Genomic DNA, 14,366 nt, shown 5'->3' with positions numbered 1-14,366 from the left:
GCTCAGTCCTCTTCGGTGGCTGCCGGTCGGCGGAGCCGTCGCAGGTAGGGGTCGAAGGACGGGCGGGGTTCCAGGCGGACCCGGGCGTCCACGCAGAGCACGCCGTCGGGCCGGGCGATCAGCGGGTTGAGGTCGAGTTCGGCGAGCTGCGGGAGGTCGGCGGCGAGATGGGAGAGCCTGGCGAGGACGTCCCGGACGGCTGCCAGGTCGACGGCCGCCGCGCCCTGGTGGCCCGACAGCAGTACGGAGCCGCGCAGTTCGGTGGGCATGGTGGCCAGGTCCCGTTCGGTGAGCGGGGCGAGCCGGGCGGAGCGGTCGGCAAGTACCTCGGTGGCGGTGCCGCCGAGCCCGAGGAGGACCAGCGGCCCGAAGACCCGGTCCTGGACGACTCCGGCGAGCAGTTCCAGCCCGGGTGCGGCCATCGGCTGGACCACCACGCCGGTGAGCCGGTGGCCGAACCGCTCGGTGAACTCCCGGAACGCCTGGCGGACTTGGCCGTCCGCGGCCAGGCCGGTGCGGACCGCGCCGGCCACGCTCTTGTGGACCTGGCCCGGCCAGTACGCCTTCAGCACGACCTCGCACCGGTGTCCGAGTTCGCGCAGCGACCGGGCGGCGATGACGGCTCCGTGTTCGTCCGGGGCCCAGATCGAGATGGTCAGCGGCAGGCCGTAGCAGTCGAAGAGCTCGACGGTCAGGGCCGGGTCGAGCCAGCCGCCGTCCGGGTTCGCGGTGAGGAAGGCGTCGGCCAGCCGCCGGGCGCCCTCGGGGTCGCAGCCGGGCGGGGCCGCTGCCTCGGGGCTGGGCGGCTCGGCCAGCCAGCGGGCCCGGTCGCGGGCGTGGGCGAGCGCCCGCGCGGCGTCCTGGGGGTCGGTGTACGAGGGGATCCGCCCGCCGTCGGCGCAGGTCAGCAGGCGGACCGGCACCTCCTGGCTGAGTAGCACGGCGGCGAGGGGGACGCGGCGGCGTGCGGGGCCGTCGAGCAGGGCGCGGACGGGGTCGTCCTGCGCTGCGGCGGTCAGTGCGGTGGGGACCAGGCAGACCAGCAGGGCGTCCACCGCCCGGCTGCGCGCCAACGTGTCGATACAGGCGGCCAGTTGGTCTGGGGTCACGGCCGCCGTGGTGTCCACCGGGTTGACGGTCGAGGCTCCGCCGGGGAGCAGGTCGCGCAGCTCGGCGGTGAGGTCGCCGGGCAGTTCGAGCTGGGTCAGGCCGGTGTCCGCGCAGGCGTCGGCGGCCAGGATTCCGACACCGCCCGCGTTGGAGACCACGGCCACCGCGCACCGCGCCGAGGGCAGCGGCTGGCTGTGCAACAGGGCCGCGGTGTCGACGAGTTCGGCGAGGCTGCGGGTCGCGGTGATCCCCGCCTGGCGGAACAGGGTCTCGCGGGTGACGGTCGGGGTCGCGGCCGCGGCGGTGTGCGAGGCGGCGCCCCGGCGGCCGGCGGGCGAGCGCCCGGCGTCCACGGTGAGGATCGGGAACCGGCGGGTGACCCGGCGCGCGGTGCGGGAGAAGGCGCGCGGGTTGCCGAAGGACTCCAGGTGCAGCAGGGCGAGGTCGGTACGGCCGTCGCTCTCCCACCACTGCAGCAGGTCGTTGCCGCTGACGTCGTACTTGTCACCGAGCGAAACGAAGCTGGAGACCCCGATGCCCAGCCAGGCCAGCCGCTCCAGCAGCGCGATTCCGACCCCGCCGGACTGCACCGCCACCCCGGCCGTACCGGACACCGGGAAGGCGCCGCCGAACTCGGCGTCCAGCCGGATCCCGGGGTCGGTCTGGGCGATGCCCAGGCTGTTCGGGCCGACCAGCCGCATCGAGTGGCGGCGGCAGGCGTGCATCAGCCGCCGTGCGGCGTCCGCGTCCAGCCCAGAGGTGAGCACCACCAGCGCCCGCACCCCGGCCTGCCCGCACTCCTCGGCGGCGCCCGCCACCACGACCGGCGGCACCGCCAGCACGGCGAGGTCCGGGGTGCCGGGCAGAGTGCTCAGCGAGGGGTACGCCCGCTCGCCGGCGACCTCGGCGGCGTACGGGTTGACCGGCCACAGTTCCCCGGTGAAACCGGCCTGCCGGATCTTCGACAGCACCGACTGCCCGACCGAGCCCGGCCGCCGCGAGGCGCCGACCACCGCTACGGACGCCGGGCGCAGCAGGGCGGCCAGGCTGGCGACATCGGCGCTGCGGCCCCGCTCGTCCACGGCCTCGCGGTAGCGCTCATCCGCCTCGTCGAGCGGGACGCGGAGCCGGATCTCGCCCTGCTCGAAGCGGCGGCGCACCGGCAGGCCCAGGTCGGCGAAGACCCGGTGCACGGCCCGGTTGTCCGCCAGGGTGTCGGCCTCGAAGGTCCGGATGCCGTTCTGCCTCGCCGCGTGGACCAGGTGTTCCAGCAGCAGGGTGGCGACGCCCCGGTGGTGCCAGTCGTCGGCGACCGCGAGGGCGAGTTCGGCCGTCTCCGGGTGCCCCGGGGCCGTCTCGCAGTCGGCCTCCCCGACCAGTTCCCCGCCGGCCCATGCGCCCAGCGCCAGAAGGTCCCCTCTCGGCGGCCCGCACAGCCGGTCGGCCGCCAGTTGCGGGGCGCGTCTGCTCGCGCCGAAGAAGCGCAGCCTGCGGCTGTCATCCGACATCCGCGTCTCGTGCAGGTCGAGAACGGCCGCGCGGTCGGACGGGCCGAGTGGCCGGATCGAGACGGTGGTCCCGTCGGCGAGCAGCGCCTCGACGGTGCGCGGCGGGTGCTGGGCGGTGGACATGGCACCTCCTCGGTCCGTGACGCTCCCCGAGCGGTACACCTCCACCATCCGTCCGCACCGCGCGTTCCCGACAGGGCCGACCGGCCCCGGGACTTCCCCGGCCGCTCCCGGCGGCGAGGGCGCGCGGCCCCGCGCATCGGCCCGAACGGCCCTCCCGGGCGACGGTCCGGGCTGCCGAGACTGGGAGCAGACCGGTGAAGTGCAGACTCCGAACCGAAGGGAGCTCCTGATGAACGGCTCCACAGCCCCGACCGGCGCAGGAGGCCGCCACCCCGTGGTCGTGGGCGTCTCCCGCTCCGAGGCCAGCCGCTGGGCCGTGCGCTGGGCCTCCGACGAAGCCGCCTGGCGCGGCCTGCCGCTGCACCTGCTGCACGCCCAGGACTGGCCCACCGGCATCTCCCCGCAGACCGACGCCGAACGGCCGGAGCACCACTGGATCGTCGCACTGCGGGCCCACGGCGAAGAGCTGCTGGAGAGCGCCCGGCTGCTCGCCTCCGAACGCCACCCCGAGCTGGAGATCGACACTCGGCTCGCCGAGGGACGGCCGGTTCGCGTGCTGCGCGAGTCCGCCGAAAACGCGGCGCAACTGGTCCTCGGCGGCCGGCACCTGGCCGAGCCGCAGGCCACCCTGATGATCGCTTCCAAGGGCGCGTCCCTGGTGGGCCATCCCCCGTGCCCGGTGGTACTCGTCCCCGAACCCGAACCGGACACCTCAGGCTCCGGTCCGGTCGTGGTCGGTATCGACGGCTCCGCCGCCTGTGAGGCCGCGATCGGCTTCGCCTTCGAGGAGGCGGCTCTCGGACAGGTGGACCTGCAGGCGGTCGAAGTCCGCCGCCCGCGCGAGGCTGACCGCCCTGACCTGGTGGAGGAGTCGCTCCTCGACCTCTCCGAGTCACTCGCCGGCTGGCGCGAGAAGTACCCGGATGTCAGGGTCAGGCATGAGGTGCTCACCGGCGACCCCGCTCAGATGCTCTCCACCGCCGCGCGGCATGCCCGCTGCCTGGTGATCGGCAGCAGAGGGCGCGGCGGCTTCCAGGGACTGGTGCTCGGTTCAACCGGCCGTGTCCTGGTCAACCGCTGCCACAGCCCGCTCGTGGTGGTCCCGCCCGGCTCCCTGGGCCGATGACGACAAGGAGGCAGGCCATGTTCATGCAGAACGCGGGCTCGGCCGGGAAGCGCCCGGCCGACCCCGGCGACATCGGTCGGCGCATCGCCCTGCGCCGGCGGCAACTCGGGCTCAGCCTCCGGGAGACGGCCGCCCGGGCGGGCATGGCCGAGACATACCTGGAGTACGTGGAGTCCTCGCCCGCCGCGGTCGACATCGCCGCGCTCACCAGGCTGGCCGGAACGCTCGGCACAACGACCCAGCAGTTGCTCGGCGGCGGTCTCGACCTGCCGCCGGGGCGGGAGCGGGCCAACGCCCATCCGGTGCTGGCCGAACTGAGTACGGCGGAGTGCTGGGCCAGGCTCGCACCGGGCGGCGTCGGCCGCGTGGCCCTGAGCTCCGCCGAGGGGCCCGTCGTCCTTCCGGTGAACTACCGGGTGCTCGACGGCGCCCTGGTCTTTCGCACCACCGCGACCGGGGTGCTGGCCTCCGCCGTGGGCGGGAAGGTCGCCTTCGAGGTCGACCAGCTGGACGAGGCGCTGTGCACCGGTTGGAGCGTCCTCGCCACCGGCACCGCCGCGCTCCTGGAGGACCAGGAGACCACCGAACACCTCGAGCACCGCGGCTTCCCCTCCCCCTGGGCCGGAGGAGACCGCGACGTCTGGGTACGGATCGAGCCCACCGCCGTGACCGGCCGCACCATCCGGACCGAGCAGACGCCGCCGCCCTCCGGCCGCTGAACTCGGCAACGGCCCTGTTCCGCACGAAGGCGGACAGCGACGAACGGGCCATCAGTACTCGACGGGGACGGCGGGGGCGATGCGGGCGAGGTAGTACAGGTCGATGTGATCGGTGCGCAGCCGGCGCAACGACGCTTCGCAGGCACGCCGCAGATCGCAGATCGTTGGGCGAGCCGACGGGAACCAGGCCCTCGGCGGTGCGGGTCAGTGGTGCCGTAGGTACCGGTCATGCTCATGCAGCCAGGCCGAGTCGGGAGACCGCCGGGCCATCGGGTCCAAGGGTGGGGTGCTTCGTTCCTCCGTCACTTTGCCAGGGCCGCGCGGAGGAACGCGAGGATCTCCGTCTGGGCGGCCTCGGCCTGGGGTTCCACGCCGGGCAAGGTGAGGAACGCGTGCCTCGCGCCCGGGTATTCGGAGAGCCGCACGCAGGCCCCTGCCTCGCGCAGCCGCTCGGCGTAGCGGCGGCCGTGGTCGGCGACCGCGTCCCGGGTGGGCACCACCACGAGCGCCGGGGCGAGCCCGCCCAGGTCGTCCGCGTACAGCGGCGAGAATGCGCCGGCGTCGGCCCCCGGCGGGACGGCGAGCCGCTGCATGAGCCGCAGTTGCGGCAGGGCCCGGGTCGGGCTGTACGCGTACTCGGCGATCGAGGGGTAGTCGAACATCGTCTCGGTCACGTCGACCACGGGGTTGACCAGCACCTGCGCCTTGAGCTCCAGGCCGGCCTCCCTGGCCCGGACGGCCGTCAGCGCGCTGATCAGCGCCCCGCAGCTCTCACCGAAGACGGCCGCGCGCCCCGGGTCGACACCCCACTGCGCGGCGTGCCGCACCACGTGCTCGAGTACCTCCCAGCCGTCGTCAGCGGCGTTCGCGAGCGAGCTGTCCGGGGCGAGGAGGCGGTGCTCGACCGAGACGACGAGCGCGGGCAGGTGGGCGGCGAGGTGGCTGTTGGTCCAGTCGCACTGCACTGCCGTGCCGACGAAGCCGCCTCCGTGGACATGGACGACGAGTGGCAGGTCGGTTCGGGTGTCGGCTTCGCCGTCTCCCGTCGACACCGGCCGGTAGACCCGGATCGGGAGGTCACGGCCGGGCAACGCCACCTGCTGCCAGACGATCTCGGCGCCGGGGTTCGGTTCCCCGAGCACTGCCCGAGCCGTGCCGGACGCCCGCCAGCGGTTCTCCGCGTCGCGGTAGGTGCGCAGTTCCTCGGTCGTGATCGCCGAGAAGTCAGGCTCCGGCGGCCGTGTCGCGGCAGTGGTCCCACTCATGTGTCCTTCTCCCCTCCCGGCCGGATGCCGGGTGCGTCGTCGTGGCCGGACAGTGCATTGCCCTCATTATGCACGCAGTGCGTGCATCACCAAGTGCATAAGTTAGGCTGAGCCCGGACGAGAGGGGCGAGATGACTGGCCGAAGGCGATGGTCGACCGAGGAGATCCTGGACACGGCGGCGGAACTGCTGCGCACGAGCGACACCGAGTCGTTCAGCGTGCGCAAACTCGCCGCAGCGCTCGGGACCGACTCCTCCAGCCTCTACCGGCACTTCCGCAACAAGACCGAACTGCTGCGCGCGGTTGCCGACCGGATCCTGCTGGCCGCCATGGACGGCTACCGCCCTGAGGGCGACTGGAAGCAGCGCATCACCGCCCTGGCCCTGCGCCTGCGTGAGGCCTTCGGCGAGCAACCCCAACTCGCCACGGTGTGGGGACGCTATGCGTCCGGCGGCACCGGATCCCGGTTGGTCATGGAGGAACTGCTGCAGGCCCTGCGCGCCTCCGGCCTGCCCGACGAGGAGATCCCGATGCGATACCACCGCATCGTGATCCTCCTCGCCGCGCTGATCGCCTCCGAGGCCGGCGTCAGCACCATCACCCCCAAGGAGTACGAACAGGCCATGGAGCAGTTCCGCGTCGCGGTGCTCGGCGCCGACCCCGAACGCTTCCCCGCCCTGGCCCACTTCGCCCGCGACATCCGCCCCCTCGCAGCAGACCGCCGCGCCGCATTCGAAGAGATCCTCGCCGCCCAACTCGCCCACATCGAGGCCCAGCTCCCCTGACGTGCCGGATCACGCGTGCCGTGCGGTCGGGTCGCGCCACTGCCGCCAGCCCGGTGCCGCAGGCGACCTGGCACCGGGAGGGCGGTACCGCCGACCGCATCAACCCCAAGGTGTAAACCCGTGGGCCGATGCCCGCGCAAGTGATCAATCGGTGGGTTGATGCCGCACGGGAGGGGCACGTGACAGCGTTCCCCTGTGCCCACGGACTGGCCGTCGCGGCACGACTGACGATCCGTGACCACGGGAGGGACCGTGACCGCCACGCCGTTCACCGGCCGGAAGGCCATGACGCGCCGCCGCATGCTGGGAACCGCACTTGCCGCCGGGGCCGCCGTGCCGCTCGCCGCCGTCGCCAGCCCCGCGTGGGCGGACCCGGGCGACCCGGCCGCTCCGGGCGCGCCCGCCCCCGCCCCGACGCGGCTCACGCTGCCCGAGCCCACCGGGCCGCACCCGGTGGGCACGGTCCAGCTGCACCTCGTCGACCGGTCGCGCCCGGACGCCATCGCGGGCCCCGGGCACTTCCGCGAGCTGATGGCCACCGTCTGGTACCCCGCCCGGGACGTCGAGCGGTACCCGGTGGCGCCCTGGATGCCGGCCGGCGCACTGAAGGCGTTCCTCGCCGACGTGGGGTTCAGCGCCGTGGCCGACCTGGCGCCGCTCACCTCCGGCCACGTGGGCGCTCCGGTGCGGCGGTCGGGCCGGCGGCTCCCCGTCCTCGTGTACTCGCACGGTGCGCACAGCCACCAGGGCGACCACACGATCATGGTCCAGGAACTCGCCAGCCACGGATACGCGGTCGTGACGATCGCCCACCAGTACGACACGTACACCGAGTTCCCCGACGGCCGGGTCGCCGTCCCGCTCCACGACCCGAAGGCCCCCGCCGCCCCGGGGGACTACGCCGCGGACCTCCGCTTCGTCCTCGACTGCGTCGAACAGCTGGCCGCCGGGTGCAATCCGGACGTCGAGCAGCGGGAGCTGCCGGCCGGGCTGCTCGGCTCCCTCGACCCCCAGCGCATGGGCGCGTTCGGCTGGTCGAAGGGCGGGACGGCCACCGCCTGCGCCACGCTCGCGGACGACCGCATCCGCGCCGGGCTGAGCCTCGACGGCCCGATGGTTATGCAGCCGGCCCTGGCCGGCGACCTGGACCGGCCGTTCATGATGATGTCCGCCGTGTTCACCCGGGCCACGGATCCCGAAGCTGCCGCGTTCTGGTCGCACCTGCGCGGGTGGCGGCTGAACATCCAGGCCCAGGGCGCCGTCCACGTGTCGTACGGCGACAACGAGGCGCTGTTCCCGCAGGTGGCGAAGCTGTTTGGATGGACCGGGCAGCAGCTCCAGGGCACGATCGGCACCCTCGATCCCGACCAGGGAGTGAAGATCCAGCAGGCGTACCCGCTCGCGTTCTTCGACGAGCACCTGCGCCACCGTCGGGGGCACCTGCTCGACGGGCCGTCCCCGGCCTTCCCGGCGGTGACGTTCCTCCCGTGAGTACCCGGGAGTACGACGCGTAAGGGATCCACGGTCAAGATCGTTTGGCAGGCGGTCAAGAGCACTTGCCGCAGAACACTGCCATTCGATCTTGACCGACCGTCGCCCGGCGGCCGCCGACCGCTGGTGGCTTTCACTCCGGAGCCTGGCGAGTTCTGCCCCAGTGAAACTCCCCCGCTACTCGATCGGGCAGAAAATCCGCGACAAGGCCCGCCGACCAGACACCATCGAGGACGAGCGCCGCCGCCGCAGGACGCTGGAACGGGTCGACCCGTGGAAGATCCCCGCCTTCGACCCGAACTCCTCGGTCCCCGGCCTCGATGACGACCAGAACGGCCCCAATCCGCCTTGCGGGGCAAAACCGCGGCCGTCGACGAGGACCAGGAGCAGCGCGCCGAGGAGGTACCGACCGGGACCGCCGAACCGGCCCGGCCTGCTCCGCCGGCCACGCTGCCCCGCCAGCACAACAACGATCCGCTGCGCCCCCCGCGGGAGCCGTACCTGCGCGGCCTGGGCCGCAGCCACGCGCGTCAGCAGTCGGTCTGATGCAACGACCCTTCAGCACCCCGGGTGTCCCGTACGGCGCGGTTTCCGTCACCAGTCCAGCGGTTGACCGTGGCGGAAGAAGCCCCCGGTGGGGCCGGAGTCGGGGAGGGTGGCCGCCCAGACCACTCCGGCGGCACCGGAGGCGACCGGGCCGCCACTCGGGCCGCCCATGTCGGTGGCGACCCAGCCCGGGCAGACGGAGTTGACGAGGATGCCGTCCGCGCGGAGTTCGTCGGCGAGCTTGAGCGTGAGCACGTTCAGGGCCGCTTTGGAGACGCCGTAGGCAGGTGTTCCGCCGGACATCGTGGCCAGCGACCCCGATTCGCTGGAGACGTTGACGATCCGGGGATGCGGGGAGCGGCGCAGCAGCGGGAGGAACGCGGCGGCGGTCCGCCAGGCACCGAAGAGGTTGGTCTCCAGAGTGCGGCGGACGTCGTCGAGATCGGCGTCGGCAGCACGCGCACCGGTGTCGTAGTTGATGGCCGCGTTGTTGACGAGCACGTCGAGCCGGCCGAACTCGGCCGTCACCGAGCGGGCGAGTTCGTCGACGCTGCGGTCGTCGGTGACGTCGAGTCGACGCGGCAAGGCCCGGCCGGCCATGTCGGTGACGGCCGCCTCGGCAGCCTCGGACCGTCGCGCGCACACCAGTACCGTGTACCCCAGTTCGGCGAGTTGGCGGGCGATTTCCCGGCCTATGCCCCGGTTTGCGCCGGTGACCAGCGCGATCGCTGAGGCAGGATCAGGCACGGCGGCTTCCATTGGCTTCTCCCGTGAAGTGGGCCCGGTGCGCTCGGTCTCCGCGCCGAGGGGTCTGCTGAAGCGTACTCAGCCGGGCCGTCGCCCCGCAGCCGATCACAGGTACGTTGCCGGGTGATCGGCCAGGTCGGGCACGACCGAGGACGAGCGACCTGCGCGGGCCCGTGCGACCGTGCGACCGTGCGACAGCGGATCAAGGGGTGCCGGCGCGTACGGCGGTGGTCGCCAGAGTGGTGTAGTGCATCGTGAAGCGGCCGCCCAGAGCGTCGATGGCATGGCCGACCGCGCCCAGTATCTCGGCCAGCTGATCGGGACGGAGCCGGGTGAGGCCGCCGGTGGTGGGGAGCAGGTCCAGCCACTGGTCGCGCGTGTAGGCCTGCTCCCAGTCGAACCGCCACTGTTCCGGGTCGTTGAACTGCTCGGTCTCGCGGATCCTGTCGGAGATCTTCGCGTACCCCGCCTGGTACATCTCCAGCGGACGTCGAGCCGGCTGACTGCTGAACGGGGAGTCGGGCGCCACCCGCTGGAAAGCTGCGGCGAACGGCTCGGCCACCTCGGCAGGCGGTTCGAATACGTGCCCGAAGATCGCCAGGCGCCCGTTCGGACGCAGCACCCGGGCCGCCTTCACGGCACCGGCGACCGGGTCCACCCAGTGCCACGACTGGGCGGCGATCAGTGTGTCGAACATTCGGCCAGTCGGCTCCCAGGCTTCGAAGGTCGCCACCTCGACCTGCAGGCCGCGGGCTTGTGCGAGGGCGGCCATCCGCGCATCCGGCTCGATGCCGAGCACGGCGCAGTCGGCGGCCTGGAACTGGCGGGCCGCGATGCCGGTGCCGCAGCCGACGTCGAGCACGTCAGCCCCTGGGCTCCCGGCGACGATGCGCGCCACCAGTCCATCGGGGTAGCCGGGTCGGGCCTGGTCGTAGCGTTGCGCGTCCGTGCCGAACGATTCGGCCGTCTGCCGGGCCTGATGCGGCTGCGCCGGTTCGGGTTGCTCTCGCGGTAAAGTGGGCACGCGTTCACTCTAGTGGGCAGGTGCCCACATGCCAATGGACGCCAGGAGCCCGGACCACGAGAGGATCCGCAAGTGCCGACCGGGGTACACCTTCGCGACGCGCGGCAGCAGCTGTTCGACGCCGCCGAACGCGTGCTGCTGCGGGATGGCCCCAACGGGCTGACCAGCCGGGCCGTCACCGACGAGGCAGCCTGCGCCAAAGGCGTCCTGCACCGGCACTTCACCGACTTCGACGCCTTCCTCACCGAGCTCGTGCTCGATCGGGCCGCACGGCTCGAGGCACAAGCGCATGCGCTGCGCGAGACCGTCGGCACCGGCACCGTGGCCGACAACCTCACTGACGCGCTGACCACCCTGTTCGGACCGGTTCCCGTGGCGATCATCCCGCTCATCACCTTCCGGGACGAGTTGCGCGCGCGGCTGCGGCAAGCCAGGCCCGGAGGCGGCATCGCGATCCTCGCCCAGGTCACGACCGCGGTCTCCGCCTACCTGGCCGACGAGCGCGCTATGGGCCGTATCGCGGCCGACGCCGACATCGACTCACTCGCCCTCTCCCTGGTCGGAGGCGGGCATCTCCTGTTCGCGGACCGCGACCCCGACCCACCGACCACGGCAACCGTCAACAGGCTGGTGACCACGGTGCTCGCCGACGTCGTGCAACGGCGGCCACGCCGAACCTGACTCGCAGCGGGCAACGGTTCGCGCCGAAAAGGGGCATCAGCGTCGACTGTCGCCGGGCGCGAGCAGGCTGATGAGCCCGACGGTCGCCGCGGCGCCGCCCACCGCCGCAACGGCACGCCGCTCACGCCGGAGGCAGGCCGACCGGTCTGCTCGGCAGCCATGCGGAGTCCGCAGGGCCCTTCGGGCCTCCTGATACGCCGGGAGGCCCAGCCGGAGGGGCGGTCGGCCCCTGGCCGGAGGGGCGGCGGCGCGGTGCCATGGAGGTAGCGGCTCGCCCCGGGCACCCGGCGGAGCCGTGGTGATTCAAGGAGCACGAGATGAAAGCCGCAGTCGGAGACCGGATCATCGTGGCAGGCACCCGGCCCGGCACCGCGCGCCGCGACGGCGAGGTCGTGGCGCTGCACCACGCCGACGGCAGCCCGCCCTACGACGTGCGCTGGGCGGACACCGGAAGGGTGTCGGAGTTCTTCCCCGGCCCGGACGCCAGGGTCCACCACTACCAGCACCCGGAGCCCGAAAAGGAGCACACCGCGGAATCCGGAATCCTGCACCTCTTCGCGGACTGACCGCGTCTACGCCGACTGGCCGCGAAGGGGTATCACCGCTGCGAGTCGTCGAACTCCGCGGCCCCGCAGCCTGATCAGCACGAGAGCCGAGGCGAAGGCCGGTTCTCTGTCCCATCGCGTGCCCACCGCCGCCTGTCCGTACACGGTAGCGCGGCTTTCTCAGTCGGCAGTGCACTCCAGGCGGTCGGTGACCGACACCACGCCGTCCACCGAACGACACAGGCGCAGCACGATCGGCACCAGGTAGGGTGCCGCGATCGTGCCGCTGAGCATCACCCTGCCCTGGTCGACCTCCACGCCGATTTCCGCCGGGCTGACGCCCGTCACCTGGGCGAGGACGTCCTCCACGATCTCGCTGCGGATGGAGTGGTCATCACGGAGGAAGACTCGTAGCAGGTCGCTCCGGCTGACCATGCCCACCAGGCGGCCGTCGTCGTCGACCACCGGAAGCCGCTTGACATGGTGTCTGTTCATCAGCCGGGCGGCGGACACCACGCTCGTGCCGGGCGAGGTGGAAATGGCCGGGCTTGTCATCAACTCCCCTGCGGTGACGGCTTGCCGTCCATCGCCGGCCGCGGGCTCGGCGAGCAGACTGGCCGGGTCGTCCTGGGCGGCCTGGGTCCGCAGCAGGTCGGCCTCCGAGACGATGCCGATCGGCCGGTCGTCGCCGTCGACCACCGGCACGGCGGTGATGTCGAACTCGGTGAGCAGGGCCAGGATCCCCCGGAAGCCCGTATCGGGCGCCACCCGGATGACCTCGTGGGTCATCACGTCCGCAACGCTGCGATGCTGCATCATTCGTCACCTCTCCCACGGCCTGCCCCAGCACATTCGCCGGAGTGTGCCGGTTCCACGATGCCTCAGGGCCCAGGAGACGTCACGAGAGGCTCCGGGACCTCGGTCCGAGGGTCCAACGGCCCATGGCCGTGGCAGGCGCTGCGCCCCATTGGCCGATGCGATCACGGGGGCAGCCGGAAGAGGGCCGGTGGACCCACCGGACACGGGCCCTGAGGCTGATGGCACAAGGACGCCGGAGTGAGAGGCTGGCCGGGTAGGGAGCCCCCTGGAGTCGGTCGCCCGACCGGTCCGCCACCGGCCCTCCGACGGTGCACCAGTCGTGGCTCCCCGGTCACCCCGTCTCGCCCTGGAAGCCGTGCCATGTCCAACGCCCGGATCACCGACCTGTACGAGGTGACGATGGCGCACTCGTACCTGCTGGAGGGGATGACCGCCCCGGCGACGTTCAGCCTCTTCGTCCGGAAACTGCCGCCGGAGCGCGGTTTCCTGGTCGCGGCCGGACTGGAACCGGTCCTGGACCACCTTGCCGAGGTGCGGGTGGACGAGGAGGACCTCGCGGCGTTCGCCGCCGCGCTCGGCCGCCCGGCACGGGAGCTCAGGCCGCTATTGGGGCTCGGCTTCACCGGTGAGGTGCGGGCCGTGCCCGAGGGGCGGATCGTGCTCGCCGGTGAGCCGCTGCTGGAGGTGACGGCGCCGATCGCCGAGGCGCAGCTGGTCGAGTCCTACCTGCTCAACCAGGTGTGCCACCAGACGGCGGTGGCGTCCAAGGCGGCACGCTGCGTGATCGCGGCAGCCGGGCGGCCGGTGGTGGACTTCTCACTGCGGCGCACCCACGGCGTCGACGCCGGTGAACAGGCCGCCCGGCTGGGCGCGATGGTCGGCTTCGCGGGAACCAGCAACGTCGCCGCCGCCCACCGCTACGGGCTGCGCGCGGTGGGCACGATGGCGCACTCGTACGTCGAGGCTTTCGGCGACGAAGCGCAGGCGTTCCGCGCGTACGCGCACGCCCATCCGGGGCCCGTGACCTTCCTGGTGGACACCTACGACACCGGGGCCGGGGTCGCGGTGGCGGCCCGGGTGCTGCGCGAGCTGGGGCTGCACCAGGGCTGCGCGGTGCGGCTGGACAGCGGGGACCTCGGAGTGCTCGCCATCGTGGCGCGGCGGATCCTGGACGCCGCCGGGCTGCCCGGGGTGCGGATCACGGCGAGCGGCGGCCTGGACGAGTTCGCCATCGAACGGCTGGTCCGCGAGCGGGCCCCGATCGACCTGTTCGCCGTCGGCACGTTGGTGGGCGTGTCGGCGGACGCGCCGTACCTGGACGCGGCGTACAAGCTGGTCGACTACGACGGCCGGCCGACGATGAAGCTGTCCGCTGACAAGTCCACCGTCCCGGGCGCCAAGCAGGTCTTCCGCAGCCCCGGTTTCGCGGACACCATCGCGCTGCGGGACGAGCCGGTGCCGCCCGGTTCCCGGCCACTGCTGGAGACGGTGATGGCCTGCGGGCAGCGCACCCGGCCTCCGTGCCCGCTGGCCGAAGCCCACTCCGCCTTCGAGGCCGACCTCGCCCAGCTCCCGCCCGCCGCACGCCGGATCACCGGCCCCGCCCCGCCCGAGGCCGCCACCTCCGAGCGGCTGCGTCGGCTGACCGCCGACGTGCGGCGACAGCTCGAAGCAGGACTGCACTGCGGACGGGACGTACCCGCCCCGCAACACTGACCGAGCGCGGCGGGTGAGGAGGCCCTCACGTCCCAGTCGGCGTTACCCGGCTGCCACCGCTCCCCCGGCCAAAAGCACCTCGCCAGCCCGCTCGGCCGGCGACCGGCCGTTCTCGCGGTCCGATGGGGCGGTCAGCCCGGCCACGAGTACCCGGCCCCACG

Annotated in this window: 14 protein-coding genes; 8 read left to right on the top strand and 6 right to left on the bottom strand. The window is 72.9% G+C overall.

Annotated features, from left to right (window positions below):
• Nucleotides 1–2 precede the first annotated feature (2 nt).
• Nucleotides 3–2,741: a bifunctional acetate--CoA ligase family protein/GNAT family N-acetyltransferase gene (locus ACSMTC_RS35850; protein WP_436563912.1), complete on the bottom strand. Its 2,739-nt coding sequence runs from the start codon at nt 2,739–2,741 to the stop codon at nt 3–5.
• A gap of 229 nt (nt 2,742–2,970) precedes the next feature.
• Between ACSMTC_RS35850 and ACSMTC_RS35845 the strand changes: the two genes are divergently transcribed.
• Both ACSMTC_RS35845 and ACSMTC_RS35840 read left to right on the top strand, forming a co-directional pair.
• The gene (locus tag ACSMTC_RS35845; RefSeq protein WP_436563911.1) at nt 2,971–3,867 is read left to right on the top strand and encodes a universal stress protein; all 897 of its coding nucleotides are present in this window, start codon (nt 2,971–2,973) and stop codon (nt 3,865–3,867) included.
• 17 nt (nt 3,868–3,884) lie between these two features.
• Nucleotides 3,885–4,586, top strand: coding sequence for a helix-turn-helix domain-containing protein (locus ACSMTC_RS35840; RefSeq protein ID WP_436563910.1), 702 nt, complete (start codon nt 3,885–3,887; stop codon nt 4,584–4,586).
• A 51-nt stretch (nt 4,587–4,637) separates the two neighbouring features.
• Here ACSMTC_RS35840 and ACSMTC_RS35835 read toward each other — a convergent pair whose 3' ends face one another.
• Nucleotides 4,638–4,715 carry a hypothetical protein gene (locus ACSMTC_RS35835; protein ID WP_436564903.1) on the bottom strand — a complete coding sequence of 26 codons (78 nt, stop codon included), beginning with the start codon at nt 4,713–4,715 and terminating at the stop codon, nt 4,638–4,640.
• Between the two features lie 173 nt (nt 4,716–4,888).
• Entirely contained in the window at nt 4,889–5,851 is a 963-nt protein-coding gene (locus ACSMTC_RS35830) for an alpha/beta hydrolase (RefSeq protein ID WP_436563909.1), read from the bottom strand.
• Between the two features lie 131 nt (nt 5,852–5,982).
• Between ACSMTC_RS35830 and ACSMTC_RS35825 the strand changes: the two genes are divergently transcribed.
• The 3 genes from ACSMTC_RS35825 (at nt 5,983) to ACSMTC_RS35815 (ending at nt 8,673) form a co-directional block, all read left to right on the top strand.
• Nucleotides 5,983–6,636, top strand: coding sequence for a TetR/AcrR family transcriptional regulator (locus ACSMTC_RS35825; RefSeq protein ID WP_436563908.1), 654 nt, complete (start codon nt 5,983–5,985; stop codon nt 6,634–6,636).
• 252 nt (nt 6,637–6,888) lie between these two features.
• The gene (locus ACSMTC_RS35820) at nt 6,889–8,127 is read left to right on the top strand and encodes an alpha/beta hydrolase family protein (RefSeq protein WP_436563907.1); all 1,239 of its coding nucleotides are present in this window, start codon (nt 6,889–6,891) and stop codon (nt 8,125–8,127) included.
• Nucleotides 8,128–8,475: 348 nt separating this feature from the next.
• Nucleotides 8,476–8,673: a hypothetical protein gene (locus ACSMTC_RS35815; protein ID WP_436563906.1), complete on the top strand. Its 198-nt coding sequence runs from the start codon at nt 8,476–8,478 to the stop codon at nt 8,671–8,673.
• Nucleotides 8,674–8,721: 48 nt separating this feature from the next.
• On the opposite strand, the gene ACSMTC_RS35810 is transcribed toward ACSMTC_RS35815, so the two are convergent.
• Complete coding sequence (locus ACSMTC_RS35810; RefSeq protein ID WP_436563905.1) at nt 8,722–9,432, bottom strand: SDR family NAD(P)-dependent oxidoreductase; 711 nt, start codon at nt 9,430–9,432, stop codon at nt 8,722–8,724.
• A 190-nt stretch (nt 9,433–9,622) separates the two neighbouring features.
• Nucleotides 9,623–10,444, bottom strand: a complete 822-nt coding sequence (locus ACSMTC_RS35805; RefSeq protein WP_436563904.1) for a class I SAM-dependent methyltransferase — start codon at nt 10,442–10,444, stop codon at nt 9,623–9,625.
• Nucleotides 10,445–10,516: 72 nt separating this feature from the next.
• On the opposite strand from ACSMTC_RS35805, the gene ACSMTC_RS35800 reads away from it, so the two are divergent.
• Nucleotides 10,517–11,125 (top strand): TetR/AcrR family transcriptional regulator, encoded by a 609-nt coding sequence (locus ACSMTC_RS35800; protein WP_436563903.1) that lies wholly within the window; start codon nt 10,517–10,519, stop codon nt 11,123–11,125.
• 317 nt (nt 11,126–11,442) lie between these two features.
• The gene (locus ACSMTC_RS35795; protein ID WP_436563902.1) at nt 11,443–11,691 is read left to right on the top strand and encodes a DUF1918 domain-containing protein; all 249 of its coding nucleotides are present in this window, start codon (nt 11,443–11,445) and stop codon (nt 11,689–11,691) included.
• A 159-nt stretch (nt 11,692–11,850) separates the two neighbouring features.
• Here the strand turns inward: ACSMTC_RS35795 and ACSMTC_RS35790 are convergent, their stop codons facing one another.
• Entirely contained in the window at nt 11,851–12,486 is a 636-nt protein-coding gene (locus ACSMTC_RS35790; protein ID WP_436563901.1) for a CBS domain-containing protein, read from the bottom strand.
• A gap of 363 nt (nt 12,487–12,849) precedes the next feature.
• On the opposite strand from ACSMTC_RS35790, the gene ACSMTC_RS35785 reads away from it, so the two are divergent.
• Nucleotides 12,850–14,205, top strand: a complete 1,356-nt coding sequence (locus ACSMTC_RS35785; RefSeq protein ID WP_436563900.1) for a nicotinate phosphoribosyltransferase — start codon at nt 12,850–12,852, stop codon at nt 14,203–14,205.
• Nucleotides 14,206–14,366: the final 161 nt, after the last annotated feature.

Source organism: Kitasatospora sp. HPM-01-4 (assembly GCF_051374625.1).
GTDB lineage: Bacteria > Actinomycetota > Actinomycetes > Streptomycetales > Streptomycetaceae > Kitasatospora.
Note: the sequence above shows the minus strand (reverse complement) of the source record. Positions and strands in the feature narration are given on the sequence as shown.

Bases quoted from the DNA above. Each gene is read 5' to 3' on its own strand.
- ACSMTC_RS35850 (WP_436563912.1), bottom strand. From the start codon at position 2,741: ATGTCCACCGCCCAGCACCCGCCGCGCACCGTCGAGGCGCTGCTCGCC.
- ACSMTC_RS35845 (WP_436563911.1), top strand. From the start codon at position 2,971: ATGAACGGCTCCACAGCCCCGACCGGCGCAGGAGGCCGCCACCCCGTG.
- ACSMTC_RS35840 (WP_436563910.1), top strand. From the start codon at position 3,885: ATGTTCATGCAGAACGCGGGCTCGGCCGGGAAGCGCCCGGCCGACCCC.
- ACSMTC_RS35830 (WP_436563909.1), bottom strand. From the start codon at position 5,851: ATGAGTGGGACCACTGCCGCGACACGGCCGCCGGAGCCTGACTTCTCG.
- ACSMTC_RS35825 (WP_436563908.1), top strand. From the start codon at position 5,983: ATGACTGGCCGAAGGCGATGGTCGACCGAGGAGATCCTGGACACGGCG.
- ACSMTC_RS35810 (WP_436563905.1), bottom strand. From the start codon at position 9,432: ATGGAAGCCGCCGTGCCTGATCCTGCCTCAGCGATCGCGCTGGTCACC.
- ACSMTC_RS35795 (WP_436563902.1), top strand. From the start codon at position 11,443: ATGAAAGCCGCAGTCGGAGACCGGATCATCGTGGCAGGCACCCGGCCC.
- ACSMTC_RS35790 (WP_436563901.1), bottom strand. From the start codon at position 12,486: ATGCAGCATCGCAGCGTTGCGGACGTGATGACCCACGAGGTCATCCGG.
- ACSMTC_RS35785 (WP_436563900.1), top strand. From the start codon at position 12,850: ATGTCCAACGCCCGGATCACCGACCTGTACGAGGTGACGATGGCGCAC.